General features: G+C 45.3%; 20 protein-coding genes. 8 read left to right on the top strand and 12 right to left on the bottom strand.

Going from position 1 to position 25,114, the window contains the following annotated elements:
* Window position 1: 1 nt before the first annotated feature.
* From hisS to ACQEXU_RS05405, 8 genes are all read right to left on the bottom strand, one after another.
* Entirely contained in the window at window positions 2–1,270 is a 1,269-nt protein-coding gene (gene hisS / locus ACQEXU_RS05440; protein WP_427009984.1) for a histidine--tRNA ligase, read from the bottom strand.
* A gap of 45 nt (window positions 1,271–1,315) precedes the next feature.
* Window positions 1,316–2,434 (bottom strand): flavodoxin-dependent (E)-4-hydroxy-3-methylbut-2-enyl-diphosphate synthase, encoded by a 1,119-nt coding sequence (ispG, locus tag ACQEXU_RS05435; protein WP_367987119.1) that lies wholly within the window; start codon window positions 2,432–2,434, stop codon window positions 1,316–1,318.
* 5 nt (window positions 2,435–2,439) lie between these two features.
* The gene (gene rodZ, locus ACQEXU_RS05430; protein WP_427009983.1) at window positions 2,440–3,402 is read right to left on the bottom strand and encodes a cytoskeleton protein RodZ; all 963 of its coding nucleotides are present in this window, start codon (window positions 3,400–3,402) and stop codon (window positions 2,440–2,442) included.
* A gap of 356 nt (window positions 3,403–3,758) precedes the next feature.
* Window positions 3,759–4,883: a bifunctional tRNA (adenosine(37)-C2)-methyltransferase TrmG/ribosomal RNA large subunit methyltransferase RlmN gene (locus tag ACQEXU_RS05425; protein WP_367987121.1), complete on the bottom strand. Its 1,125-nt coding sequence runs from the start codon at window positions 4,881–4,883 to the stop codon at window positions 3,759–3,761.
* A 182-nt stretch (window positions 4,884–5,065) separates the two neighbouring features.
* Window positions 5,066–5,494 (bottom strand): cysteine desulfurase sulfur acceptor subunit CsdE, encoded by a 429-nt coding sequence (gene csdE / locus ACQEXU_RS05420; RefSeq protein WP_427009982.1) that lies wholly within the window; start codon window positions 5,492–5,494, stop codon window positions 5,066–5,068.
* 8 nt (window positions 5,495–5,502) lie between these two features.
* The gene (gene tcdA, locus ACQEXU_RS05415; RefSeq protein ID WP_427009981.1) at window positions 5,503–6,312 is read right to left on the bottom strand and encodes a tRNA cyclic N6-threonylcarbamoyladenosine(37) synthase TcdA; all 810 of its coding nucleotides are present in this window, start codon (window positions 6,310–6,312) and stop codon (window positions 5,503–5,505) included.
* 81 nt (window positions 6,313–6,393) lie between these two features.
* Window positions 6,394–7,512, bottom strand: coding sequence for a murein transglycosylase A (gene mltA / locus ACQEXU_RS05410; protein WP_427009980.1), 1,119 nt, complete (start codon window positions 7,510–7,512; stop codon window positions 6,394–6,396).
* Between the two features lie 63 nt (window positions 7,513–7,575).
* Window positions 7,576–8,046, bottom strand: coding sequence for a DUF2850 domain-containing protein (locus tag ACQEXU_RS05405; protein ID WP_427009979.1), 471 nt, complete (start codon window positions 8,044–8,046; stop codon window positions 7,576–7,578).
* A 137-nt stretch (window positions 8,047–8,183) separates the two neighbouring features.
* On the opposite strand from ACQEXU_RS05405, the gene argA reads away from it, so the two are divergent.
* Window positions 8,184–9,521: an amino-acid N-acetyltransferase gene (gene argA, locus ACQEXU_RS05400; RefSeq protein ID WP_367987126.1), complete on the top strand. Its 1,338-nt coding sequence runs from the start codon at window positions 8,184–8,186 to the stop codon at window positions 9,519–9,521.
* A 191-nt stretch (window positions 9,522–9,712) separates the two neighbouring features.
* On the top strand, window positions 9,713–9,895 hold the full coding sequence (locus ACQEXU_RS05395) for a hypothetical protein (RefSeq protein WP_367987127.1): 183 nt from the start codon (window positions 9,713–9,715) through the stop codon (window positions 9,893–9,895).
* A 17-nt stretch (window positions 9,896–9,912) separates the two neighbouring features.
* Here the strand turns inward: ACQEXU_RS05395 and recD are convergent, their stop codons facing one another.
* The 4 genes from recD to ACQEXU_RS05375 all read right to left on the bottom strand — a co-directional run bounded on the left by recD (window position 9,913) and on the right by ACQEXU_RS05375 (window position 20,417).
* A complete protein-coding gene (recD, locus tag ACQEXU_RS05390) occupies window positions 9,913–12,018 on the bottom strand; it encodes an exodeoxyribonuclease V subunit alpha (protein ID WP_427009978.1) in 2,106 nt (701 codons plus the stop codon).
* A complete protein-coding gene (gene recB, locus ACQEXU_RS05385) occupies window positions 12,015–15,638 on the bottom strand; it encodes an exodeoxyribonuclease V subunit beta (RefSeq protein ID WP_427009977.1) in 3,624 nt (1,207 codons plus the stop codon). The genes recD and recB overlap by 4 nt, the downstream gene beginning before the upstream one ends.
* 258 nt (window positions 15,639–15,896) lie before the next feature.
* On the bottom strand, window positions 15,897–19,355 hold the full coding sequence (gene recC, locus ACQEXU_RS05380) for an exodeoxyribonuclease V subunit gamma (RefSeq protein ID WP_427009976.1): 3,459 nt from the start codon (window positions 19,353–19,355) through the stop codon (window positions 15,897–15,899).
* 93 nt (window positions 19,356–19,448) lie between these two features.
* Complete coding sequence (locus ACQEXU_RS05375) at window positions 19,449–20,417, bottom strand: TDT family transporter (protein ID WP_427009975.1); 969 nt, start codon at window positions 20,415–20,417, stop codon at window positions 19,449–19,451.
* Between the two features lie 129 nt (window positions 20,418–20,546).
* On the opposite strand from ACQEXU_RS05375, the gene ACQEXU_RS05370 reads away from it, so the two are divergent.
* From ACQEXU_RS05370 to ACQEXU_RS05345, 6 genes are all read left to right on the top strand, one after another.
* Complete coding sequence (locus tag ACQEXU_RS05370; protein WP_427009974.1) at window positions 20,547–21,464, top strand: LysR family transcriptional regulator; 918 nt, start codon at window positions 20,547–20,549, stop codon at window positions 21,462–21,464.
* Between the two features lie 79 nt (window positions 21,465–21,543).
* Window positions 21,544–21,849 (top strand): YebG family protein, encoded by a 306-nt coding sequence (locus ACQEXU_RS05365; protein ID WP_427009973.1) that lies wholly within the window; start codon window positions 21,544–21,546, stop codon window positions 21,847–21,849.
* Between the two features lie 158 nt (window positions 21,850–22,007).
* Window positions 22,008–22,760, top strand: coding sequence for a copper homeostasis protein CutC (locus ACQEXU_RS05360; RefSeq protein ID WP_427009972.1), 753 nt, complete (start codon window positions 22,008–22,010; stop codon window positions 22,758–22,760).
* A gap of 76 nt (window positions 22,761–22,836) precedes the next feature.
* Entirely contained in the window at window positions 22,837–23,763 is a 927-nt protein-coding gene (locus ACQEXU_RS05355) for a LysR family transcriptional regulator (RefSeq protein WP_427009971.1), read from the top strand.
* Window positions 23,764–23,940: 177 nt separating this feature from the next.
* Window positions 23,941–24,483: a porin family protein gene (locus ACQEXU_RS05350; RefSeq protein WP_427009970.1), complete on the top strand. Its 543-nt coding sequence runs from the start codon at window positions 23,941–23,943 to the stop codon at window positions 24,481–24,483.
* A gap of 41 nt (window positions 24,484–24,524) precedes the next feature.
* Window positions 24,525–25,019, top strand: a complete 495-nt coding sequence (locus ACQEXU_RS05345; protein WP_427009969.1) for a hypothetical protein — start codon at window positions 24,525–24,527, stop codon at window positions 25,017–25,019.
* Window positions 25,020–25,114: the final 95 nt, after the last annotated feature.

Raw genomic sequence — 25,114 nt, 5'->3', positions numbered from 1 at the left:
TTTAGATAAGTTGCGCTAATTGAGCAACGATATCAGCTTGGCTGTAAGTTTCTTGAGTACCACCCACAAGATCTTTAAGAACAACGCTGTTATCTGCAACTTCATTCTCACCAAGTACTAGTGCGACAACTGCACCGACTTTGTCCGCACGTTTAAACTGCTTCTTAAAGTTACCACCACCAAAGTGGTTCATTACACGAACACCAGGGATAGCTTCACGAAGCTGTTCAGCAAGCTTCATACCCGCCATCATGGTGCCTTCGCCTGCTGTTACTACGTAAACATCAACACTACGACGAACGTCTGTCAGCTCTAGTGTTTCTAGCATCAGAACAAGACGCTCTAGGCCCATTGCAAAGCCAACTGCTGGTGTTGATTTACCACCCAATTGCTCTACAAGACCATCGTAACGACCACCGCCACATACTGTGCCTTGAGCACCTAGGCTCTCAGTGATCCACTCAAATACCGTGCGGTTGTAGTAATCCAGACCACGAACTAGACGCTCGTTAACTGTGTATTCGATACCTGCAGCGTCTAAAAGTTCACATAGACCTGCGAAGTGTGCTTTAGACTCTTCACCTAAGTACTCAGAAAGACGAGGTGCATCACCCAAAATCGCTTGAATGTCTGGGTTCTTAGTATCTAGAACACGCAGTGGGTTCGTGTGCATGCGACGCTTACAATCTTCGTCTAGCACATCGATATGTTGCTCAAGGAATGCAACCAGTGCAGTACGGTAGTCTGCGCGATCTTCTTGAGAACCGATAGAGTTAAGCTCAAGACGAACATGTTCATTGATACCCAGCTCACGCCATAGACGTGCTGTCATCATGATAAGCTCAGCATCTACATCTGGACCATTTAGACCAAACACCTCAACACCACACTGGTGGAATTGACGGTAACGACCTTTCTGCGGACGCTCATGGCGGAACATAGGCCCCATGTACCACAGACGCTGTTCGTCACGGTTGATCAGGCTGTTTTGAATACATGCACGTACACAGCCCGCCGTACCTTCAGGGCGAAGTGTTAGGCTGTCACCGTTACGATCATCAAAGGTGTACATTTCTTTTGAAACGACATCTGTCTCTTCACCAACAGCGCGGCTGAATAGGTTTGTTTCTTCAACGATTGGCATGCGCACTTCGTTGTAACCGTATGCGCTAACTACATTTTTCACTGTGTTTTCAAGTTTCTGCCACAGCGGAGATTGAGTTGGGAGGCAGTCGTTCATGCCTCGGATTGCTTGAATAGTTTTTGCCACAATATTTACCGAAATTTTTATTACTTAACGTAAAGCTCGTTGAGATTAATCTTGTACTTTGATATCGATACGATTTTCTTGATCTAGTACGGCTGCTTTAGCTCGAATTTTAGATTCAAGTTGAGCAACGAGATCATCGTTGTCAAATCGCTCTTTCTGACGTTTACCGTCTTCGTAGAAAGCACTCTTTTTGTTGCTGCCAGCTAGGCCAAGGTGGGAAACTTCTGCTTCACCGGGACCGTTTACAACACAGCCGATAATCGACACATCCATTGGTGTAATGATGTCTTCCAAGCGCTCTTCCAATGCATTGACCGTCCCAATCACATCAAACTCTTGACGAGAGCAGCTTGGACAAGCAATAAAGTTAATGCCGCGAGAACGAATTCGCAAAGACTTCAAAATATCAAAACCGACTTTGATCTCTTCCACTGGGTTTGCCGCCAAAGAGATACGAAGCGTGTCACCAATACCTTCGGCTAAGAGCATGCCTAAGCCAACGGACGATTTCACCGCACCAGCACGTGCACCACCAGCTTCAGTGATACCAAGGTGTAGTGGTTGATCAATTTTTTTCGCCAGTAAGCGGTATGAATCTACAGCAAGGAAAACATCCGAAGCTTTTACGCTGACTTTAAATTGGTCAAAGTTAAGGCGATCGAGAATATCAACATGGCGCATGGCTGATTCAACTAACGCTTCAGGCGTTGGCTCGCCATATTTCATCTGGATGTCTTTTTCCAAAGAGCCGCCGTTCACACCGATTCGGATTGGTATATTTTTATCGCGGGCGCAATCTACAACGGCACGAATACGATCTTCTTTACCAATATTGCCCGGGTTGATGCGTAAACAATCCACACCATACTCCGCAACTTTAAGTGCGATTCGGTAGTCAAAATGAATATCTGCAACAAGTGGAATGTTCACTTGTTGCTTAATTAATTTAAAAGCTTCAGCGGCTTCCATCGTAGGTACGGAAACTCGTACGATATCTGCACCAACATTTTCCAATGCTCTGATCTGTGCAACAGTCGCATCCACGTCTGTTGTTCTGGTGTTTGTCATTGACTGCACCGCAATTGGTGCGCCATCACCAATTGGAACATCACCCACGTAGATACGTGTCGATGGGCGACGTTTTATAGGAGATTCGTGTTGCATATTATTTATCTAGGTAAGGTGAATCTTGCTACTTTGCCTGAAGTATACCCAGAAAGGTCGACAGGTTCACTCGCAAATGTCATTGAAACGTTTTCGGGTGCACCTAAAATCACTTTATATGGTGTTTTGCCCGAAAGCTGTAAAATTTGACCAGGCTTTTTGATTCCCGTAGCCAAGGTTTTCCCAGATGCATCTTTGACCTGAATCCAGCAATCCGCTTTAAAAGACATCTGTAAGCTGTTGGCTACCACTTCTGCTGGTTGTGAGGTCGTTTGCTGTTGTTCTGATTCCTCAACTACCGCTTCTGTCACTGTCGTCTCGACTGAATCTGTAGCTGCCGGTTCTTGAACTTCGATAACACCTTCTACAGTAACATCTTCATTTTGCTCACTATTCTCCGGTAACGGTACTGGTAGAGAGTTAATGCTTTGTTCTGCCTCGATTAAAGCTTGATCATCATCTAACGTAAGAAAGTCTGTCGACTGAGGTTCTTCAGGTAAGGTTGTCGCTTCAGCCTCTGCAATAACAGGTTCATCAGAGATCTCTATGATGGAAGTTTGCTGATTTTGCCACCACCACAAAGAAGAAATGCCCAAAATAATAATAAAGATGCCCCATGTTAGGGTCATGATGCGGCTATCGTGTTTCTCGCGTTTTGCCTTCCCCGAAAAACTTTGCATTTTCTGCTCTTGAGGTTGCGCTTCTCCGCAATCGTCTAAAGCACATAATACGACAGATTCTTCAAGCCCAACGGCTTTGGCATAAGAACGGAGATAGCCGCGAGTAAAGGTCGCAACCTGATCTTTTTCAAACTGATTCGTTTCGATGTTTTGGATGATATTGAGACGTAAACGTAGGCGATCGGCGATTTGTTGTTGGCTTAAACCTAATTCTTCACGTTTGCGTTTTAAGATAGTTCCTGCTTCTAATTTTTTTTCATCAATGCTGGTTTCAATTTCGGCACTCATAATTATTCTGTTCTCGTTTTGATTCCTGCTTACCTGCACTTTTGCTTGTTATTCGTTGGTAGTGCGCATTAAACAGTCATAGCAATTAGGTTGAGGACATTTCCTCAAGTGAAAATAAGTGCAATTTAAGGAATTATTCACCTTATATGCAACGAAGCACTCCAATTGGAGTACCTTAACTCTTAATTCTAATAGATATCAGAGGTGAAACAACATAGAAAAGACGCATAATTTACAGACAGCTCAAGGTTTTTCCTAAATTTGACATCTCTTAGACGCTAAAGTTTTTCAAATTGCTACAAATTAAAAAAGCCAGAGCAATGCTCTGGCTTTTTTAATTTCAATTGGGATAAGTATTAAACCGCTTTTACATCGATACTTTCGCCACGTGCCGCTTTGATCATTTGCGTCCGTTTAGTTCGGTCAATCACATCACCAACTAACTGGCCACATGCGGCATCGATATCATCACCGCGCGTTTTACGAACCGTCACAGTATGCTCATATTGCATCAATGTTTTCTGGAAACGATCGATACGTGAATTACTTGGCTTCTTATAAGGTGAACCTGGGTACGGGTTAAATGGGATCAGGTTGATTTTACACGGCGTGTCTTTCATCAACTGAGCCAATTCACGCGCGTGGTCCATGTCATCGTTCACATGATCAAGCAATACATACTCCACCGTCACTTTACCGCGGTTCGCATTTGAAGACGCAAGGTAGCGACGAACCGACGCTAGGAAATCTTGGATGTCCCAACGATCGTTGATTGGCATGATTTCACTGCGCAGCTTATCGTTTGGCGCATGAAGAGAGATTGCTAATGCAACGTCGATTTTACCGGTCATCTGATCAAGACCAGAAACCACCCCTGAAGTCGAGACAGTTACACGACGCTTAGAAAGACCGAAACCAAGATCATCAAGCATGATTTCAAGCGCAGGGATCAAGTTCTTCATGTTAAGAAGTGGCTCACCCATCCCCATCATTACCACGTTAGTGATAGGACGACGACCGGTCTCTTTCTCTAAACCCACTTCGCGAGCTGCTCGCCAAACTTGGCCGATAATTTCAGACACTTTTAGGTTGCGGTTAAAACCTTGCTGCGCGGTTGAACAGAACTTACATTCCAACGCACACCCTACCTGAGAAGACACACACAATGTTGCGCGATCATCTTCCGGGATGTAAACCGTTTCTACGTCCTGATCACCCACCTTCATCGCCCACTTGATGGTGCCGTCTGAAGAGTGTTGAGCCTCTGCTACTGTTGGTGCTTTGATTTCACACTTGTGTTGCAGTTTTTCACGTAGTTTCTTGTTGATGTTGGTCATGTTGTCGAAGTCATCAACACCGAAATGGTAGATCCACTTCATCACCTGATCAGCACGGAATGCTTTCTCGCCTAGCTCATCTGCGAAAAACGCTCGCATACCTTTGCGATCAAAATCGAGTAGATTGATTTTTTCAGTGGTCATGTAACCTCTCAAATGACGGAACATTAAATAAGGGCGCGAATTGTACAGCCTTTATGCAGCTTCAACAAGAGCTGTAACACCCTCGATTTATTAAGGCTTTAAAAACACAATGATTAAATTTTATACAAAAATAACAAACCCGCCTTTACAGCGGGTTTCTAAAATCAATTTCGCAATTCGGCTTAGTCTGCAATTGCTTTGATTTGCTCGACTATCGCTTTTAAGCCATTGCCTCGCGATGGGCTCAAATGGGCAATTAAACCGAGCTTTTCAAAATAGTCGTCAACATCAAATTCACGGATCTGTTGGCGAGTTTTGCCATTAAAAGCCGCAAGCACCAAAGCAATCAGTCCTCTTACGATGCGTGCGTCCGAGTCTGCACAAAAATACCAAGTTTCGCCATCACACTGGCTCACTAACCAAACCTGACTTTCGCAACCAGAAACCATCACTTGCTCAGTTTTCAACTCATCCGGCAGGGTGGGTAATTTTTTCCCCCACTGAATTACCTGACGATAGCGGTCTTCCCAACCATGGAAATTTTGCATCGTTGTTACGATATCTTTTGTCGTAATCTCTGTACCAAACGGTGAAGATGGAAATACAGACATGGTCGTTCCTATTTTTTGTACTTTTGAATCAGCTTCTCGACGATACGCGAAACAGCGACAAAACCAAAGGAAGCCGTAACCACAGTCGCCGCACCAAAACCACTGGCACAGTCCATACGTTTTGGTCCCTCCGCGGTCGATTTTACACCACATACACTGCCATCAGGTTGAGGATATTTTAGCTGCTCAGTAGAAAAGACGCACTCAATCCCAAATTTACGCTGTGGATTTTTAGGAAAGTTGTGGTGACGACGTAATGTATCTTTGATTTTTTTTGCCAAGGGATCTTGGATGGTTTTGGTTAAATCAGCCACTTGGATTTGAGTTGGGTCAATTTGCCCACCAGCGCCACCTGTCGTGATCACTTTAATTTTATTACTGCGACAGTAAGCCAACAATGAAGCTTTTGCTTTCACGCTATCGATGGCATCAAGCACGTAATCAAACTCTTTACTGAGATATTCATGTTGATTGTCTGGCGTAATAAAGTCATCAACTAGGTTAACTTTACATTCCGGGTTGATCAGTTTAACCCGCTCCGCCATCACTTCAATCTTACTCTGTCCAACGGTGCCTGACATTGCATGAATTTGGCGGTTGATATTAGTGACACACACATCATCCATATCAATTAAGGTTAATTCGCCAATACCAGTACGGGCCAGAGCTTCAACAGCCCAAGATCCAACGCCACCAATACCGATAATACACACATGTGCTGCACGAAGAATTTCCACTTCGCTATTGCCATACAAACGACGAGTGCCACCAAAACGTTGGTTATAGCTGTCTGAAGCTGGAGTGTCGAGTTCACGCATGAGGTATTTCCGCTTGGTAGAAAAACAAAGAGTGCGATTTATACGCACTCTTGGAAAAAATGTCTAGTCACGTCAATTGGGTTACTGACGCTTTTCTGGCGAGAGCGCCCAAGGTGCGCGAGTTGTGCTGTTTTCCAAGCCCAACTTCCACACACGACCAAAATGTTTGTAGTGACCCGCTTCGATACCCGCACGAGCGCCCATACCATGATATAAGTCGAGGTGGTTACGTTTTACCGCGCCGCCTGTATCCAACACGATCAACAAACGTAGTTGGTGTGCCCCGCTCCAAGAACCATCGGCATTTAGCAAAGGAACTTCCGCAAGAATTGGCGTGCCCATTGGCAAGATTGAGCGATCGCCAGCAACGGAAGCCATTGGTAATAGTGGAATGCCTGCCGATCCGGTTACAGGTGCATCCGCCTGAGGTTGGAAAAACACGTAAGAAGGATTTTGCTCTAGCAGCTCACGCGCTACCGCTTCATCTTGCGCCATCACCCATTCTTTAATTGCTTTCATCGACATTTTCTCGCGAGGCACTTCACCACGTTCGATCAACACGCGACCCACACTGATGTAAGCTTTGTTATTTTTGCCGCCGTATGCGAAGTACTCCAGAGAATCGTCGTCATCAAAGTGAACAAAACCACTGCCCTGCACTTCCATCATAAATGGGTCAATCATATTAGAGGCATAACCAAGCTCTAACCCTTGTCCATTTAATGCACCAGCGTAAATTTCGGCGCGCGTTGGGCAGTTTGAAGAACAATTCGGTTTGCGGTAAACCGGATACTTAAACACGCTATCTGGACGATGGCGCATTTCAATAACTGGAGAGAAATAACCGGTGAATAAGACATTCCCTTTCTTATCAGCGCCACCAAACTGCGCCGCTTGAATACCAAAGTGGCTTAGGTCTGTCGGATTACCACTCTGTAATACCCACTCATTCAACTTTTCGTAGAGTGGTTGGTACACTTTTGCCATAGATGGTGACTTATTGACCACTTGCTCAGCCTGGCGGCTAAATTCGGTAAAATCACGAGGCTTCTCTGATTCAACAGCATCTACTTTGTTTAGTAGATAGTTGAACTCGCCATCAACATATTGATGAGCTAATTGATTGTCTAGTTCGCTAGTCGATTGTGCACAGCCAAAAAGTAACACAGCGGCTGTCAAGGGAAGATATTTTTTAATCACGAAGGCCATTCCTCTAATACTGTGCAGCGAGGATGACAAACTCCTAATTAAATCGCAATCTAACTAACGTTTCCGAATATTTTTTTTGTATTTTCCTGACAATCGAAACTTGGGTTTGTAACGTTTATCGGACAATAACTGCATTTCAGTATTTTCCTCATTGAGCATTCGATAGTGATAGGTGGTTTTTCCGGTTTGATACGTAAGGACATCGCCATCGAAATCAAACTGACTGCTAACAAGCTTTCCATTTTTCACAATACCATTCTGGCCGACTTCAATTTTTTCAGCAGCATAAGATGCCACATTGTGTTCAACCCAAGTCCCGTAAATGGCTTCTCGATCAACAAAATGGTCTCTCACATGTTGAAACAAACTTCCGTAAACCAACGCAACACCTACCGTTCCAACAGATACCACCACCAGCAATGTTCGCTCTAGTGCTTTTTTCGACTTTCGACCTGTCAGCTCTTCTTCGCTAACAGAAGCTCGTTTTAAGTATCCCGACTTTCCTTTATTTGCAACGCTTGCCACTCGTTTATTCCCCCGAACCGACCCACTATTGAACAGGTGATCAGTTAAGAATGTGCCAACACTATCAAAAAACACTTGCTCACAAATGAATAAAAAGACAGTATCAGTAAATATTAATTCACAAGGACGTCACTAAATTGAAACTTCGCAGTACCGCTTTAGTTAAGGGATTTCGCCAATCTGCCCCCTATGTAAATGCCCACCGAGATAAGACCATGGTGGTGATGTTAGGAGGAGAAGCCGTAGCTGATAAAAACTTTTCAAATATCATTAGCGACCTTGCCCTGTTGCATAGCCTAGGCGTCAAAATCGTTCTTGTGCATGGTGCAAGGCCACAAATTAACACCTTGCTAGAAACACATAACTATTCGACTCCCTACCACAAGGGGACCCGCGTAACTGACGAGCACGCATTGAACTTGGTTATGCAAGCTTCAGGGCAACTGCAGCTTGCGATCACCGCTCAATTATCAATGAGTTTAAACAACACACCGATGGCGGGGACTCAGCTCAACGTCGTGAGTGGGAATTTTGTTATCTCTCAACCTTTAGGTATAGATGACGGCGTCGACTATTGCCACAGCGGCAAAATACGTCGTATCGATATTGAAGGTATCAACCGCATGTTGGATCAAGGCTCTATTGTGCTGCTTGGCCCAATCGCTAGCTCCGTCACTGGAGAGTCATTCAACCTTCTTTCCGAAGAGGTCGCGACTCAAGTTGCCATCCGCCTCAATGCCGATAAGCTGGTTGGCTTTTGTTCAGAACAAGGGATCATTGATGAGAACGGAGAAGCCATTGCAGAGCTGTTCCCCAAAGAGGCAGAACAAATCTTGCAACGCATCGAATCTGATCATGACCAAAACCATGACAACTCTTCTGGTACTTTACGTTTTCTTCGTGCCGCAACCACAGCGTGCCGGGCTGGTGTCCCTCGCTGTCATTTAGTCAGCTACAAAGAAGATGGGGCTTTAATTCAGGAATTGTTCTCTCTTGATGGTATTGGAACTCAAATCGTTATGGCTAGCGCTGAGCAAGTTCGTCAAGCCAGCATCGATGATATTGGTGGGATCTTGGAGCTTATCCGACCATTGGAAGAACAAGGTATTTTAGTTCGCCGTTCACGGGAACAACTTGAACAAGAGATCCATCAATTTACCATCATCGATAAAGATGGCCTGATCATTGGTTGCGCCGCGCTGTACCCATATACCGAAGATAAAATGGCAGAAATGGCTTGTGTTGCTATCAAACCCGAATACCGAGATGGCAACCGAGGGCTATTGCTACTGAACCACATGAAGCAACAATCTCGCTCACGCGGCATTAAACAAATCTTTGTTTTAACGACGCGAAGCTTACACTGGTTTAGAGAGCAAGGATTCCATGAAATTGGGGTTGAATCCCTGCCAATGCAAAAACAGGGGTTATATAACTTTCAGCGCAAATCGAAGATCCTTGCCTTACAAGTTTAATTCTCAACAAGGAGACAGTATTACGGGAGTTTGCACAATTTTCGGATAGTATTTTAGCCTTTAATTGACTAATATTTGTTCTCCCCAATGCGGGGAGACTTAAAATTATTATTGGACTATTCTTCACTTGGTGTAAGCCAAGCTGCACGGATTGCTTGAGGTAGATATCAACGTCACTAAGAGCAACAGTCATGAGAACCATCATTTGTAACTCAATACAAAGTTTTTGGGATATGGCAGACAACGAACTCCTTGAAGGACTCGATGTTCACTGCGTGTTTCCCGTTTCAGAAGGGCTCAAGTCCTTCATCCTAAATTACAAAGACAAATACAAAATCCGTCATATTTCGTTTACTTCTGCATTTTCCGAATAGTCCAATACCAAGGATGGTTACCTACTTAAGCGCTCCATCAACCCACTAGCACGCTCTGTTTTAATCCGAATACCACGCTTTAATACATGATCATTACAATATAAGGCCAAACGCTTCTTTGCCCTTGTAATGCCAGTGTAAATCAGCTCTCGCGTTAAAATAGGACTAAATTCAGGTGGCAGAATCATTAAGGTAAAATCAAATTCACTACCTTGAGATTTATGAATCGTCATCGCATACGCCGTTTCATGCTCAGGCACTCGACTTGGCAATACCGCTTTCACACGACCATCAGGCAATTCAAAAAAAACTTTCAAACGCGGTTCTTGCTGACTGTCGTCCAGCATACAGATGCCAATGTCACCGTTGTACAAACCTAAACCGTGATCGTTACGCGTTACCATAACAGGGCGACCTGGATACCATAATTCATCTTGAGTCTGAATAAGCTTTCTTGCGGCTAATGCTTTCTCAATACGAGTATTAAGCCCCGCCACACCAAAGTCTCCCTCACGAATAGCGCATAACAATCGACAACGGTTAAACGCCATAAGCACTTGTTTGGCCTTGTCAGCGAGTTCTCCCTCATTTTGATTCAAGGGTGCAGCGGTAAGGGTTAAATATGCTGAATATTGCTGAACTAAGCTCTGCAACATTTGGCTGTAATGCTGGCTATCAAGGGAAAACTTTTCAATATCGTGGAATGCTTTCTGCCACACTCCATCCATCTGTTGCGAAGAACCTGCATTCACCGCTTTCGCTAGCTGCCCGATACCGGAACGTGCATCAAAGCGATAGCTTTTCTGCAGCATGCACAAACTGTCAGCCATGGTGACTGACTGAGAAGACGTGTGCTGCAACGCTTGGTAGCCAGTTAACTGTGCTAAAACACTACTTTGCGCTTGGCTATATCCTTGTTGATGGAAAGAACAAATATCGCCAAGAACGGCGCCGGCTTCTACGGATGCAAGCTGGTCTTTATCACCCAACAGGATCAAGCGAGCATGTTTTGGTAATGCATCCACCACTTTAAACATCATTGGTAAATCAACCATTGAGGCTTCATCAATAACAAGAATATCCAGATGCAGTGGATTGTGCTGATTGTGGCGAAATTCAACGCTGTTTGGGATAGCCCCTAGCAAACGGTGTATGGTACTAGACTCTGTTGGAATATGAGCTTTTAGATCAGGGGAAACCGAAAGCTCACTTAATGCTTTACCAATCGATTCAGTCAGGCGCGCAGCCGCTTTTCCTGTCGGTGCCACCAGCTTAATTGTCGGGATATTTCCTTGTTGTTGCGCCTGCTCCACGAGTGCAGCAAGCAATTTGGTCACCGTTGTCGTTTTACCCGTTCCAGGTCCACCGGAGATCACCGCAAATCGACGAGTTAACGCAACAGCAGCCGCCACTTTCTGCCAGTTGAGGCAGCTTGCAGACGGTACTAAATCATCCAAAACAGCGAGATCACGAGCCGATTTTGCGCTCACTAACGTTTGATCAATCGCAACCCAATCAAGGGGAGTTTCATTCACGATATCGAGATGGTCACACACCAGTTGTTGGCGTGAGACTTGAGTTGTTGCCTTGTCCTGATTCAACGCGGAATACAAATAGTGATAGCTGCGAGCGAAGAGATTATCGAGCAGTTCGGCAAGCTTTTGGACATCGATAGGCTTTAGGCTCATGGGAGTCCCAAAGCTATGTAAACGATCGGCAAGTGCAACTTCGTAATGCCAGTACCGATGCAAGTACAAACGTTGTCCGTCATACATCAATGGCACCGCTTCGCCGTGTTGGCCAACTATTAGAGAATCGGTAAGTCGTGTATGCCAATCGGTTGAAAGCAAAGAGTGATTTAGCTGTGTAGCGGCATCACCATACAAACCCAATTTTTGTGCAATGTCCGTCGGCTGGCCTTGCGGATCATGCAATGGCAAGCAAATATGTCCCTTGCCAAGCTCGGCACTGACAGCGGCTGCAATAATAGCGAGTTTGTCATCTGAAGTCTGAGAATAAATGAAACGCGCGAACTGATAATCCAGTTGGCGTATTACTAACTTTTCAGCAAGTTGTTGAAGTGTTTCCATTAAACTGAGCGGTGTTGTCTGGTGTTCAATCATAAATCCAGTTCCATCTGCCCTGCTGTCGTGCTCCGCGTATCAATACTCTTACCATCAATTAATCGGTCCATTTCTTGTAGAAACTCTTCACTTGGTTTGGCTGAAAAAATACCGTTGTCACTTTCGCCATCCAATCCCCTTAAAAATAGGTAGTAGACGCCGCCAAAATGAGTTTGGTAATCGTAATCTGCTATACGACTACGCAGAAAACGGTGCAGGGCCAACGCATAGATTTGGTATTGCAGATCATAGCGATGATCGGCCATCGCTGACTTCAGCGCCTCGCCATGATAGAAATTGACATCATCCCCCAAATGGTTCGACTTCCAGTCCAAGACGTAGTACTTACCCTGATGCTCAAACACCAAATCAATAAAGCCTTTTAACATGCCTTGAACAGTCTGAAAACCGAGATCACCCGCTTTAGCAGAGAGTGGATCATGCCGCTGGATAACGCGATTCAATGCTGGTGCAGACAAAACGGCTATCGGCAACAGAAACTCCATTTCTACCAAACGTTGTGACGGCCCTTTTTCATTCAGACGTAACGACTTGCCATCTAATGGGGTCTCCAATACGGTATCTATCATCTGCTGCAAAACGGGTAACCATGCTTCATCCAACTGCTCGTTTTCCATCAGCGAAAGAATTACTTGAGTATTATCTTCATTGCTCGCTGGCTGCGTAAATTCAATCTCTTCAAACAAACTGTGCAAGAAGGTGCCCGGCTGAGCACCTTTCGGAAAGGTGAAAATCGAACGCTCTGGCTCTGATAGGGTTAGCTCATCTTCTTCTTGCGACGAATCGATATCAAAACCACTGACTTCTATTGTTGCATCATAGGATTGGTGATGGCTGCCTTGCTTCACCAAACCAGAATAACTGGTAACACGCCATAAGCGGTCGATCGCTTGTTGCAGTTCTTTGGCAGTCAGTTCCGGTAATTCAGGTTCAATCGCTCGGAACACCTCATTTTGAACACTAGGCGGAGCAGATACCACAACAGACTCAGACTGTGAAACATGCTTTTGGATTGCCATGGTCAAATCGCTAATACCGCCTTGCTGAGCATTTTGTAATAAGTACCCCATCGCACTATGGTGAACGCCAGTCGGCTCCTTGGTTGAACGACCATTCCGCAGTGGCGCTGCACCAATAAAACAGCCATAAACAGAACGCGTTAATGCCACATAGATCAAGCGTAAGTCTTCGGCTAATCGTTCTTTGTCTGCTTGCTTGAGCGATGCGTCATTTGCGTCAATATCCAGCACAGTCAAACCGCTAGCCTCATCAAAGTACTTGGCTTCGCTGGCTTCTCGGTAGGCCATAACAAATGGCAAAAAGACCAGATCGTACTCCAAACCTTTGGATTTATGGATAGTAACAATCTGCACCAGATTACGTTCAGACTCCAAACGCTGAATTTGATCATCGCTGCCGCCTAACCCTTGCTCTGCATCACTGATCGATTGAGCGAGCCAACGCAATAAACCATGATCACTGTCGAGTTCATTGCTCGCCTGCTGTAATAGCTCACCAATGTGCATCAAATCGGTCAGAGTACGCTCACCATTGGTTTCTTCTAACAGTCGCTCAGCAATGTGACGCTTACTGATCACCGCCCGTAGCATAGGAAGCACGCCACGCAGTGTCCAAAGCTTGCGGTATTCTTTGAACTCGTTGACGGCATTTTCCCATTCATTTTCATCATTATTCAGCGCATCAAGCTGAGCTGCATCAAGTGCAAACAATTCAGAGGCTAGACTCGCTCTTAGTGCGCGATCATTTTCTGGCGTCAAAACCGCTTGCAGTAAGCGCTGTAGATCACTGGCCACAATACTGAGAAAGACACTATCACGGTTAGAAAGATAAACGCTGGCAATACCTTGTTTTGCTAACGCCTCTTTAACCATTCTGCCTTCGCTTCCAGTGCGCACTAAGACGGCAATATCTCCCGCTTGGATCGCACTGCGTTTTTTGCCATTTTCGAAGACTGCACGCCCTTGCTGCGCTGCGGTTAAAATCGTTTGAATTTGGCTTGCCGTTGCTTCGGCCATCACTTTTACGTACTCACCTTTCGCAAGCGGTTTGTCATCCGCTTCCATAAGCCAATACGTCAATGCTGGTTGCTTTTGGTCACCCATGATCCAAACGCGCTTATCGGCGACTGGGCTAGGCTGAACCGGTAAGAATGGAATGTCATCATCGTAGACAAAAGGGCTGTCGGCTGATGCAAATACTTGATTGACTGCCGACACCATATCAGCACTAGAGCGCCAGTTCGTACCTAACGTGAAGTGAGAACTGACCTGATTACGCGCTTTGATATAAGTAAAAATATCCGCGCCACGGAATGCATAAATGGCCTGTTTTGGGTCACCGATCATAAATAACCCAGACTGCGGGTGATCGAGATAAATTCGGCTAAAAATGCTGTACTGCAATGGATCGGTATCTTGGAATTCGTCAATCATTGCCACTGGATATAGCATGCGAATGCGTTCAGTGAGCAAGGCTTGCTCATCGTTATCAATTGCGGCAGAAAGTTGAGTCAGTAAGTCATCAAAAGATAGCCACTGCTTTTGTTGCTTAGCATTAGCCAACATCGTCCGGCATTGTGTTATTGCATGAGCGAGCAACGGAGCTTTCAAATTAACTGGCTGAGCGAGAAACGCCTCGATAGCTTCAAACACGGGGTGCTGCGGCGCAGTACCTTTGGGCGTTTTTTCCAGTAGCGTTTGCTGAGAAAACTTCTCTAGCTTATCTGGGTACTCGTAACTGGTGGTTTCACTGGCTGCCCAGACTGTCACAGCTTCTAACCAGCTCGGCAGTGACTTTTTGGTGTAACTGCGTTTATTGACATCAGATCCGGAAATCAACGAGAGAAAATCGTCCTCGCTCTCACGCCAAAGCGCTTTCAGTTGTTCGATTTTTTGTAAGTTATCTTGATGAAGTTGCGCCAAACTGCCCTGCATGACTGGTGTTGATAAATGCAAAGGCGATCCTGTCAGATAACCGCTGATGTCGTGCAACAAGGCTGAAGGAGCGCTCCACAAGCGGCGTACTTCACCCGCTAAATTTAATGGCAGCGGATAGAAATTACGCCGCCAATAATCAGCAACGACTTGGGCTTTGAGATGGCTTTCATCCGTTACAAACTCGTTATTAAAACGACTGCCAGACTCGAAAGCATTCTGGGTAAGCATACGTTGGCAGAAACCATGAATGGTGTAGACAGCCGCCTCATCCATTTGGCGTTCGGCTTGCAGTAAGATTTCTGCCGCTTGTTTATGATCACTTATTTCTGTCAGCAGTGGAGCTATCACTGGATCTGAACTTTCTCCACGTGAAAACGCAATGCGCGCATCATGAATTCGTGCACGAATACGATCGCGAAGCTCAGCGGTTGCCGCCTCAGTAAAGGTCACCACCAGAATTTGATCTACCGTCAATGGCACTTGATGTTTACTTTGCTCGCAGCCATGACCAAGCAGCAGACGTAAATACAAACCAGCGATGGTAAAAGTCTTCCCGGTACCGGCAGAGGCTTCAATTAAACGCGCCCCATGTAAAGGGAACGTCATGGTATCCAGTGGAGTTACTACTGACATTAATGTCATAAAAAATAAGCCCTTGTTATGAAAGAGATTGGAGCGAGTGTGATCCAGACTCAAAAATTCTAACAATTGATATAAGTGGTTATTTTATTAAGGCTTTGTGAGATCTCACTCACGGAAGCTCACCCTGTCACGCGCTAGTATGCGCGTCATTCATTGCATAAGCGAACACTTATGTAATTAACCTCATTATGGTCCCTCTGACCTTGTGGCCGCACAGCGAACGCCCTACACATAAATAACGATTTACTGGCGGCCACCCTACTCTGACTCAGCATCTTGCGCTTGTTTTATCATTAATCTTGGCCCTTGCATCACCAGAGTCGCTAACGTTCTGACATCATTTGCTAACCCTTCATGCCACTCGGGCCAAATACGAGCAATATATACATTGTTACCTTCACCGGTACTCATATAACCATCGTTAAATGTATCGGCCATTTTCTTGAATGACTTTTCTTCATCATCCACCCAGTTTCCTCGACTAAACCCAGCTTCAATAGCCGCTAAGCAGGTTTTAGGAAAATACGGTAAGGGGTGTGTCATCCCTTGATAAAACAATCGAACCAACTCTGTGAGCAGTTGTTTGGCATAATCCGCGTCGGGTAACGGTGGGTATATCAGATGCTGCGCGCCTTCTTTACGATCGTAACCAATCAGATGGGTTGATTTACTATGCCCCATTGCCGACATCGCAAGGTGATCAATCCATGCCGCTAGATAATCTTGAGAGCGGATAACACCAGTGCGGTAGCGCACCAATCCAGACTGATAATTTTGCGTTACCCAACCCGCAAGTGTCACTTGCTTAGCGTGATCAGCGAGTTCAATATTCAGTTTGATCTCTACGTCATCCTGTTTCACTCCCGATAAGAAAGTAATTTTCTCCACCAGCTCTTCGGTCTGCACGCGGTTGGTTTCAAACTCAATATCACCAAATGCACCAACAGGTAGCTTGCCCTGAGCCCGCTGCTGTTGAACAAACTGTTGGACAGTCTGTTCATCATGATCCTTCCCTTGATTGTCTAGCAACACTTCCAGTAGCTCATCTCGCATTTGGTAACTTTCCAAACCATTCAACGCAAATGGTTCGTCATCTTCCATGACCGGCAATGGGGGTTCAAAGGTCACTTTTAAGCGGCGATTAAAGAAATACTGCACAGGTAAACGCCAAAAGCGCTGTAATTCAACCAAGTCCAACTCAATGGTACTTGGGGCATCAAGCAAATAATCGCTCAGTGATTGATTAAACTCGCGACGCTGATGACCAATACGATTTGCAACGGGTAACCACTCTTTAGCGTAACTACCAAACTCTGAGGTAAAGGCACTGCTGCTAAAAGGCACCATCGCATGATGAGTAACAAGCCTGTCGACTAACATCTCTCCCGACTCATCGACAGAATGCGCTTCATCACCAGCCAAACAGTAGTTTTGATGGCAGTATTCCATTAACTCAGAAACCAGTACCGATGGAACTCGCTCAGTATTATCTTGGATCGAACGGCCCACATAACTGATGTAAAGCGTCTGCTGCGCTGATAGCAAGGCTTCAAGGAACAGATAACGGTCATCATCTCGACGCGAGCGATCCCCAGCCCGATGACGATTGTTCATTAAATCGAAACCTTCTGGTGGCATCGTGCGTGGGTAAACCCCATCGTTCATCCCTAGTAAGCATACGGTACGGAATGGGATCGAGCGCATCGGCATCAAGGTACAGAAGTTAACTTGTCCTGCGAGAAAACGTTGAGATACACGGGTGCCGGATAGCTTGTTATGAAGATATTGACGAATAATTTCTGGCGCTAACTCTTGGTTATAATGAGCATCAGACAACTGTTGCTTCAGCTGTGTGAGGGTATCGCGAATGGCCTTGAGTGCCATTTCCCCTTCTAATTCCACAGCAAAAAAATCATCCAACAATTGCAATAATACCGAGCGCCACTCATCAATACTTTGAGAAGCCGCCAATCGGGAACGATATGCACTGATGCTGTCAATATAATGGGCAAGTTTACCGGCAAGCTCTGCCCCCATACCTTGTACTTCGTTATACGGCAAAAGCGTCAAATCTTGGCTTTGATAAACGCCAGCGGAATCAGGAATCGCATAACCGAGCAGCATTCTTTGAATACCAAATTGCCACGTGTTTTGCTCCGTTTCAGGCAGTTCGAATTCTCCAGCGGTCGATTTACTCAGCCCCCAGCGAATACCCGACTCTTCCACCCAACGTTTAGCATGCAAAAACTCCTCTTCCGTGAGCGCAAAACGCTTTAGGATCGCCGGGGTTTCGAGTAACTCAAGTAATTCGGATGCTAAGCAGCGGGTATTTGGTAAACCCACCAACTGCATAAACGCATTTAAAATCGGGCTTTCTTGATCCGCTGTTCGGTCCGAGATGGAGTAAGGAATAAAGCGTTCGCCCGGCGCATTACCAAAGACGGCCTGAATCGCCGGACTGTAAGCATTAATATCGGCCACCATCACGATGATGTCGCGCGGCTTTAAACTTGGGTCGGCATCGAACATTGCCAGAAGCTGATCATGCAGGACTTCGACTTCGCGCATTGGACTATGACAAGCATGCAAGGTTAATGAGTGATCGTCGGCGGCAATGACCTGTTTGTGGTGACTGCTATCCAGCGTTTGATCATCTTGATGCTCTTCCAGATTTAAAATATCGGCTTGTAGATGATGAAGCAGACTGTCTCGCCGCACATCAACAAATGCCTCAATCTCGTGCGACTCAAGTTGCGACAGTAAATACATGTTGTCACGACCGAGTTTGCCCATCGAAGCCAGCAAGCTGTTCCCCACCACATCGGTATGTAGCTCATCTTGCATGTTGTCTTCAATGGAGCCCTTTAGCTGCTCACTTTGCCCTTGGTGTTCAGAATGATCCTGTTGCCACACCACATGTTGGCGATGTTTCGCTGCCAGCTTGGCCAGATATTTGCGATCTCTGACCTCTCCCCAGTAATAACGACAAGGATTGGTAAACATCAAGTGCACATCGATATGCTCACCCAGTGCTTTTAATGCGTCCATATAACGTGGTGGAAGCGAAGAGATACCAAAAACAAACAAACGTGGCGGTAAGTGTTCAAAGGTGCCGGTGTAATTTTCGAGTGAATCAATGAAATGTTCGTACAAATTCGCGCGATGGTACGGTGACTGACCAGCAGCGACGGTATAGTCGTAAAGTGTCTGCCACAAAATCGGTTGCCAAGGGTGCTCACCTTCCAATTCGGCGACACTCTCTCCTGCTTCCCAACTGGCAATCCATTCTGGGCGATACACCAAATAACCATCAAAAATATCAGCAATTTTCTCACAGAGCTGAAACAGTTTAGATTGATCGGTATCCCCATCAAGATAACGCTTGAGAGCAGCAAATTCTGGTTGCTCTAATAACCCGGGAAGGATGCTCATCAGCTTCCAGCCCATCGCCTCTTTGTTAAAAGCACTACGCTGAGGGACATCGGCCAATACCTGAGTAAACCTGTCCCAAATGAAGGTTGCGGGAAGCGGAAAGTCGATGTTTGCCGCAACACCAAATTCTTTCGCTAGCTCCATTTTCAACCATTGTGACATCCCCGGGCTTTGCACCAAGATCTGCTCTTTTTCAAAAGGATTAGCTAAGGGATTTAAGCGGATCAACTCAACCAATAATGACTTGAGGATATCAACTTGGTTGGAATGGTAGACAGTAAACAAAATGCACTCACACTAAACTTGCCGCAATTAGGGTTCAGATTAGCATAAGTGCATAAGTTTCAAGAACAATAGCGCATCGAAATGCAGAAAAGATTATGCGTGCTTCAAACTCCAGCGATGCGGTTTATAAAAAGCAATGTAGCGAAGCGCAACATATCCCACAACAAGCGTCGCAACCAGCAGCTCAACATAAGCTAATCCACGAACTTGAGCGACATAATGCGCTTGGAGATCGATACGCTCCATCCATGCCGCTAATTTAAATAATGCTGTCGCACCAATCACCATCGGGAAAGTAAAGGCAGCGTAACCCGGACTGAAAGGCAAGCGAAGCAGCTTAAAGAACGCCAGGTAGATAATTGCAGTCATCAGCACCGCAATCCCAAACAGTAAGCCTAAAATCACAGGCGAAGGGTCTTGAGTCACAGTTAAATACCCTGCGAGTGATAAACTGGCTGGCGCAGCCATAATGGCCATGGTTGGTTTGGCCGCATCAGGTACCTCTTGAGTAAACATAAAACGGTAAATCATCATTGGCAGCATGATCGCGTAAGCAAACATGCCAAACACAAGAGCTCCTTGCGCTATCGGCGCTAAGGCCAGATTCCCCGAAAATGATACATCCGCCACAATGATCCCAACGGGTGGAACAAACCAACTTGGCACCATATGGTGCAATTCAAAAGCGTTGCTACGGTGATAAATAAAGCTCACTAAAAATGCGATATGCAATGCCACTGCGATAAGCCACAATGCATCACCTGTAAAGGCATTAAAATGCCCGACAGAATTTGATACCACCATGGTTCCCATCGCAAACGTCGGCACGACACTTCCAACTACGGGGTGCGCTAAGTCTTCTCGCAACAAATGACGATGAAAAAGGAACTTAACAGCCAAAATCAACAGTAATACGCTCGCAATGGCTGCCGCCGTCCATTGACCATAACCATTCAGAGGTGCTGCATTCTCCCAGCACCAGCCTAAACTGGCGATACCAAGCGCTAGACCCGCCATTGGTGTTGGCGCTCCCATTACTTTTGCTTTGGTTCTTCGAATCATTTCTACCTCAACTCACTACTTCAATTGCATTTATCAGCAATTTAATCAATGGTCACATTCTAGACTTGCTATTTGTTTGGATATATCTAATTATTTAAAACAATCGTTAAGAAACCTTGAACGAACATTATGGCTGCTAATATCTCACTCAAACAACTCAAAGTGTTCATCACTATCACTCAACATGAAACGCTGACTTCTGCGGCAGAAAGCCTCTTTCTATCAAAAGCGGCCGTCAGTATGGCGCTGTCTGAGTTAGAAAAACAGCTTGGCCATGCCTTATTTGACCGGGTCAACAACCGTTTAATTCTCAATCAAGAAGGACAAAAGCTGCTGCCACTGGCCGATGAATTATTACACCGAGCCAACGATATTGAAGAATTATTTGAAGGTGACCAAAATCTATCCGGACAACTTCGCATTGGAGCCAGCGATACCATCGGCAATCAGGTCGCACCCTATTTGCTAAGTAAATTTCGCCAAAATAGCCAACATTGTTCTCAAAGTTTATTTATTTCAAACTCTGCACTGATCTGCCAAAAACTGGTCGACTACGAGCTCGATTTAGCACTCATTGAAGGGAAGACTGTTCATCCAGAGCTTATTTCAACCCCATTTAGCGAAGACCAAATGTGCATCATTTGCCCACCCCATCACCCTCTGAGTGCCAAACAAGTCATCACAGTGAGTGATTTAGAAGATAGCGAATGGATTTTACGTGAAGCGGGCTCTGGCTCACGAGAGTTCTTTTTACGCACTGTTGCTCCCCGCATTGAACACTGGCATGAAGCTTTTGAGCTCAATACTACCGAAGCACTCATCAACAGCGTTGCCGCTGGGCTTGGGTTGGGCTGCTTATCGACGCTGGCCGCCCAACCGGCGATCTCTGATGGTCGAGTGAAAGCACTTCAGGTACCACTTGATATGCGTCGCCGCTTCTGGCTGCTCCTTCACAAAGAGAAATACCAAAGCCCATTGCTAAAAACCTTCGTCGACTTTTGCCAACAATGGGACAAAACGTCACCACCCAAGTCTCAGTTTCGCTAATCGGCCTAGACTTAACTGGTTAAAAACTGTATAAACACACAGTAATAAATTCACAACAATTTGAGTTAGAGGAACAACCATGGCTGTAATCGTCAAGTACGTGGTAGAACGCAACGGAGAAGAGAAAATGACTTTTACCTCTAAAGCGGAAGCTGACGCCTATGACAAAATGCTGGACATGGCAGATGAACTATTTAGTCTGCTAGGTAAAAGTGAACTTCTTGAAGATGAGTCGAAGCAGGAAGATCTCGCTATGTTCCTGGCCCAAAACAAAGAAGAAGTGCTATACGCATTGGGTGCTAAACGTAAACCAGCACCTAAGAAAGCCAAAAAGGTAGAAGCGGTTGAAGACAACGCAGAACCAGAACAAGAAGACGCAGCATAATTGCTCTTAGCTATTTTAAAAAAACGCTCCTTTAAGGAGCGTTTTTTTATTTCTTCTCTGCTTGTATAGAGGAAATAAATTTCCCTACTTTTACCCTAATAACCGCCTCACTCCTTCATTACAATACGACAGTACAGTGCCTTTTCACGAGAAAAATAATGAACTATCAAATAGAAGTCTGCATTGATAACCTCGAATCTCTTCACCTTGCTATTCAAGGAGGGGCTACACGTATTGAGTTATGCTCGTCACTTGCACTTGGCGGATTAACCCCAAGTTATGGCTTCATGCAACAAGCGGCCAAATACGCAACCGTTCCTGTCTACGCGATGATCCGACCACGTCAAGGCGATTTTCTCTATAGTAGTGAAGATATTGACTGCATGATCTGCGATATTGAAGCCGCTGCCAAAGCTGGCTTACAAGGTGTCGTATTTGGTGTATTGGATGCTCAGGGTCATGTTGATTTGCCTGTCGCACAACGACTAAGCAAGCGTGCAAAAGCATTAAACTTGGGCGTGACTTTCCATCGTGCCGTTGACCAATGCAGTGATGTTCGCCGCATGATCGAAGACATAGCAACATTAGGGTGTGAACGTATCCTCACTTCTGGCCTAGCTTCCAATGCATACCAAGGGAAAGCGACGTTAAAACAGATGGTCGAATTAGCAGGCGATCGCTTTGCAATTATGGCCGGGGCTGGCCTCAATGCGGGTAACGTCAAAGAGATCGTAGCCGCAACCGGCATCACTCAAGTGCACTTATCGGGTAAAAGCGTCCGTCCTTCCAAAATGAACTTTGTCTCCGAACAAGCTAAGATGGGCAACTCTGACACCGATGATTTTTCCATTCCAGTGACGAATCCTGATTTAATTCAGGCCGTTGTGAAACAGCTATCATCATTAGACTGATCTTTTACTCAAGCGAAAACCCAAGTATATTCACTGTTCGGTAACCGACATATGAAGTAAACGGCAGGAAGTGGTGATGGTAAAGGATCTGTTCTACAGCTTAGATTTAAACTTACTAAGAACGTTTCTAGTGCTTTCTCAAGAGCTCAATATGCGTAAAGCATCAGAACGATTGTTTGTGTCGCAGCCCGCGATTAGTCAATCGCTGCGAAAGCTACGCAACCACTTCAATGATGAATTATTTGTCAAAGTACCACATGGCTTAGAAGCAACCCCTTTTGCCGAAGCGCTTGCCATCAACATCACACCTCACCTCGATGCCCTTTCAAGCGCATTAAACCAAGCTCAGGAATTTGACCCTGCTAATATTCAGCAAAAAATCAAAATTGCCTTATCTCCAATTGTGATGGCAAGTTTGTCCGGTAGCTTGGTTCATCAAATCCGTGAGCAAGCCCCAAATGCCCAACTAGAACTCGTCAGTTGGTCAGCTTCGACTATTGATGATATTCGGAAAGGCGAAGTGCTTCTTGGTATTAACTACGATTTAGACCCACCTAAAGATGTTTACATCAAACACGTTGTTCAGCTCTCAGGGCAGGTGATTGTTCGACAAGACCATCCAATAAAAAAAACGCTCGCCTCACCCGAAGATTTTGAAGACTATGAAATTGCCTCATTCATTACACCAGGATGGAATGAGAACTTCAGTCTGGCAGCGGAAATCATGAAACAAAGAGGGTTAAGGCATAAGATCGGTTTTCGTTCTGAGTTATTAATGGCGATCTTCGATGTCATTACACATACCGACATGTACATGCCCCACTCCAACCTATTCCCCATTGAGCAGTATCCGTATTTAAGAGCCATTGATATTGAGCTAGACGGACACCCTTACCATTACGATGTTTACGCCTACTACCACACCAAACACCGTAAACAACCTCTGTTATTGTGGCTTGATCAGCTCATTGTTGATGCACTGAAGCAACAAATAACAAATTAAAACTCAATCGTTACAGCCCAAAGCCAACGAGAATCGCACCTTATAATAAGCAATGCTTATCACCAATATAAGTATTACTACTTAGCTCATCATCACTCTTATCAATAATATTTCACTCACTGGATGAACAAACCATCAGCACGGATGAGATATAACAGGATATGAGAGAGAACATTCATGAAAACCGTAGTAACAACCATCCTTGCAACCACGTTACTTTCCGCAACACCAGTGCTCGCAAATAACATAGAAGGCCACCGTGTTGGTCTCGGATTCCTGACTTCTAACATTGAAGAGGTTCCTTTCGATTACGACTATTCCACCAAGGGATTTAAGTTGGAATATGGCTACGATATCAACCGAGTTTTTGGTCTGAACCTCTCTTACGCGAAAGGCAGCGGCAGCTACGCAAGCCCTGTAGATACCGATACGTCTTCTTTCAAAATCGATACTGATATCGGCTACACCTTTATCTTCAACGATTTCAACATTAAACCCTATGGAGCACTAGGCTGGACCAAATTCAGTGAAGACATCAACGTGTTGGGACATGATGTCTATGACTGGAACGATTCAAGTCTCTTTCTTGGTGCTGGTGCACGAGCTCAGTTTGGTGACCATTTTTATACCGACTTCAGAATGGATTTCATGAATATGAAAGATGCTGGTGATGATGTATTTATCGATCAGTTCTCTCTAACCGTTGGCTACAAATTTTAGGCTCTCTCTCGCCAAGGATGGCCCTATTCGTTGGGTTAATTATGAAAAAATTCACATTACTTCTAGCCATTCTGATTGGCTCTAATGCTTCAGCAACCACACTTCACTTTTCGCCCGAAATCAGGATCGGCCCTTATATTGGTTCAGGGATCTCTGGTGGTGGCGCGCAGCTTGGGCTTACGGATGTTTGGGGTATGGATGCGGTATATCTCAGCTATAGCCATACCTCATCTGAGTTTTTGAATATTGATAAAGACAGGATCAAAACATACCGCGTTGGCGTTCAGCATAACATTCCATCATTCCCAGCGGTTGGCTTTCAAGTCGAACTGGGAGGGCTCAAGTATGAAGGAGAAAGAGATTGGTGGGCTGGCCAAGAGAGTATTTCAAGTACAGGAGTAAGTTCAACGGTTTCTGCCGTCTACAACTTCAATGATCACTTAGGTGTACGAATAGGAATGGACATCAACTACATACCTGATATGGCTTCAGAGATCTCTTCCATGTTCAGTACTGGCGTGATTCTGCGTTTCTAGCACCAACATCCTGAGAGCCGGATAACAGCTCTCATTCATTCTATGAAAAAGCATCCACTCTATCGTCGCTATCGACGAACTCAAATCGCAATAGT

This window comes from Vibrio sp. TRT 21S02 (assembly GCF_050113675.1).
In the GTDB taxonomy this organism is placed as follows: Bacteria; Pseudomonadota; Gammaproteobacteria; order Enterobacterales; family Vibrionaceae; genus Vibrio.
This window is presented reverse-complemented; position numbering and strand designations above follow the sequence as displayed.

Bases quoted from the DNA above. Each gene is read 5' to 3' on its own strand.
- ACQEXU_RS05360 (WP_427009972.1), top strand. From the start codon at position 22,008: ATGAACTATCAAATAGAAGTCTGCATTGATAACCTCGAATCTCTTCAC.
- ACQEXU_RS05365 (WP_427009973.1), top strand. From the start codon at position 21,544: ATGGCTGTAATCGTCAAGTACGTGGTAGAACGCAACGGAGAAGAGAAA.
- csdE (WP_427009982.1), bottom strand. From the start codon at position 5,494: ATGTCTGTATTTCCATCTTCACCGTTTGGTACAGAGATTACGACAAAA.
- ispG (WP_367987119.1), bottom strand. From the start codon at position 2,434: ATGCAACACGAATCTCCTATAAAACGTCGCCCATCGACACGTATCTAC.
- recB (WP_427009977.1), bottom strand. From the start codon at position 15,638: ATGACATTAATGTCAGTAGTAACTCCACTGGATACCATGACGTTCCCT.
- ACQEXU_RS05425 (WP_367987121.1), bottom strand. From the start codon at position 4,883: ATGACCACTGAAAAAATCAATCTACTCGATTTTGATCGCAAAGGTATG.
- recD (WP_427009978.1), bottom strand. From the start codon at position 12,018: ATGATTGAACACCAGACAACACCGCTCAGTTTAATGGAAACACTTCAA.
- ACQEXU_RS05350 (WP_427009970.1), top strand. From the start codon at position 23,941: ATGAAAACCGTAGTAACAACCATCCTTGCAACCACGTTACTTTCCGCA.
- rodZ (WP_427009983.1), bottom strand. From the start codon at position 3,402: ATGAGTGCCGAAATTGAAACCAGCATTGATGAAAAAAAATTAGAAGCA.
- ACQEXU_RS05345 (WP_427009969.1), top strand. From the start codon at position 24,525: ATGAAAAAATTCACATTACTTCTAGCCATTCTGATTGGCTCTAATGCT.
- tcdA (WP_427009981.1), bottom strand. From the start codon at position 6,312: ATGCGTGAACTCGACACTCCAGCTTCAGACAGCTATAACCAACGTTTT.
- ACQEXU_RS05355 (WP_427009971.1), top strand. From the start codon at position 22,837: ATGGTAAAGGATCTGTTCTACAGCTTAGATTTAAACTTACTAAGAACG.
- ACQEXU_RS05370 (WP_427009974.1), top strand. From the start codon at position 20,547: ATGGCTGCTAATATCTCACTCAAACAACTCAAAGTGTTCATCACTATC.
- ACQEXU_RS05375 (WP_427009975.1), bottom strand. From the start codon at position 20,417: ATGATTCGAAGAACCAAAGCAAAAGTAATGGGAGCGCCAACACCAATG.
- ACQEXU_RS05395 (WP_367987127.1), top strand. From the start codon at position 9,713: ATGAGAACCATCATTTGTAACTCAATACAAAGTTTTTGGGATATGGCA.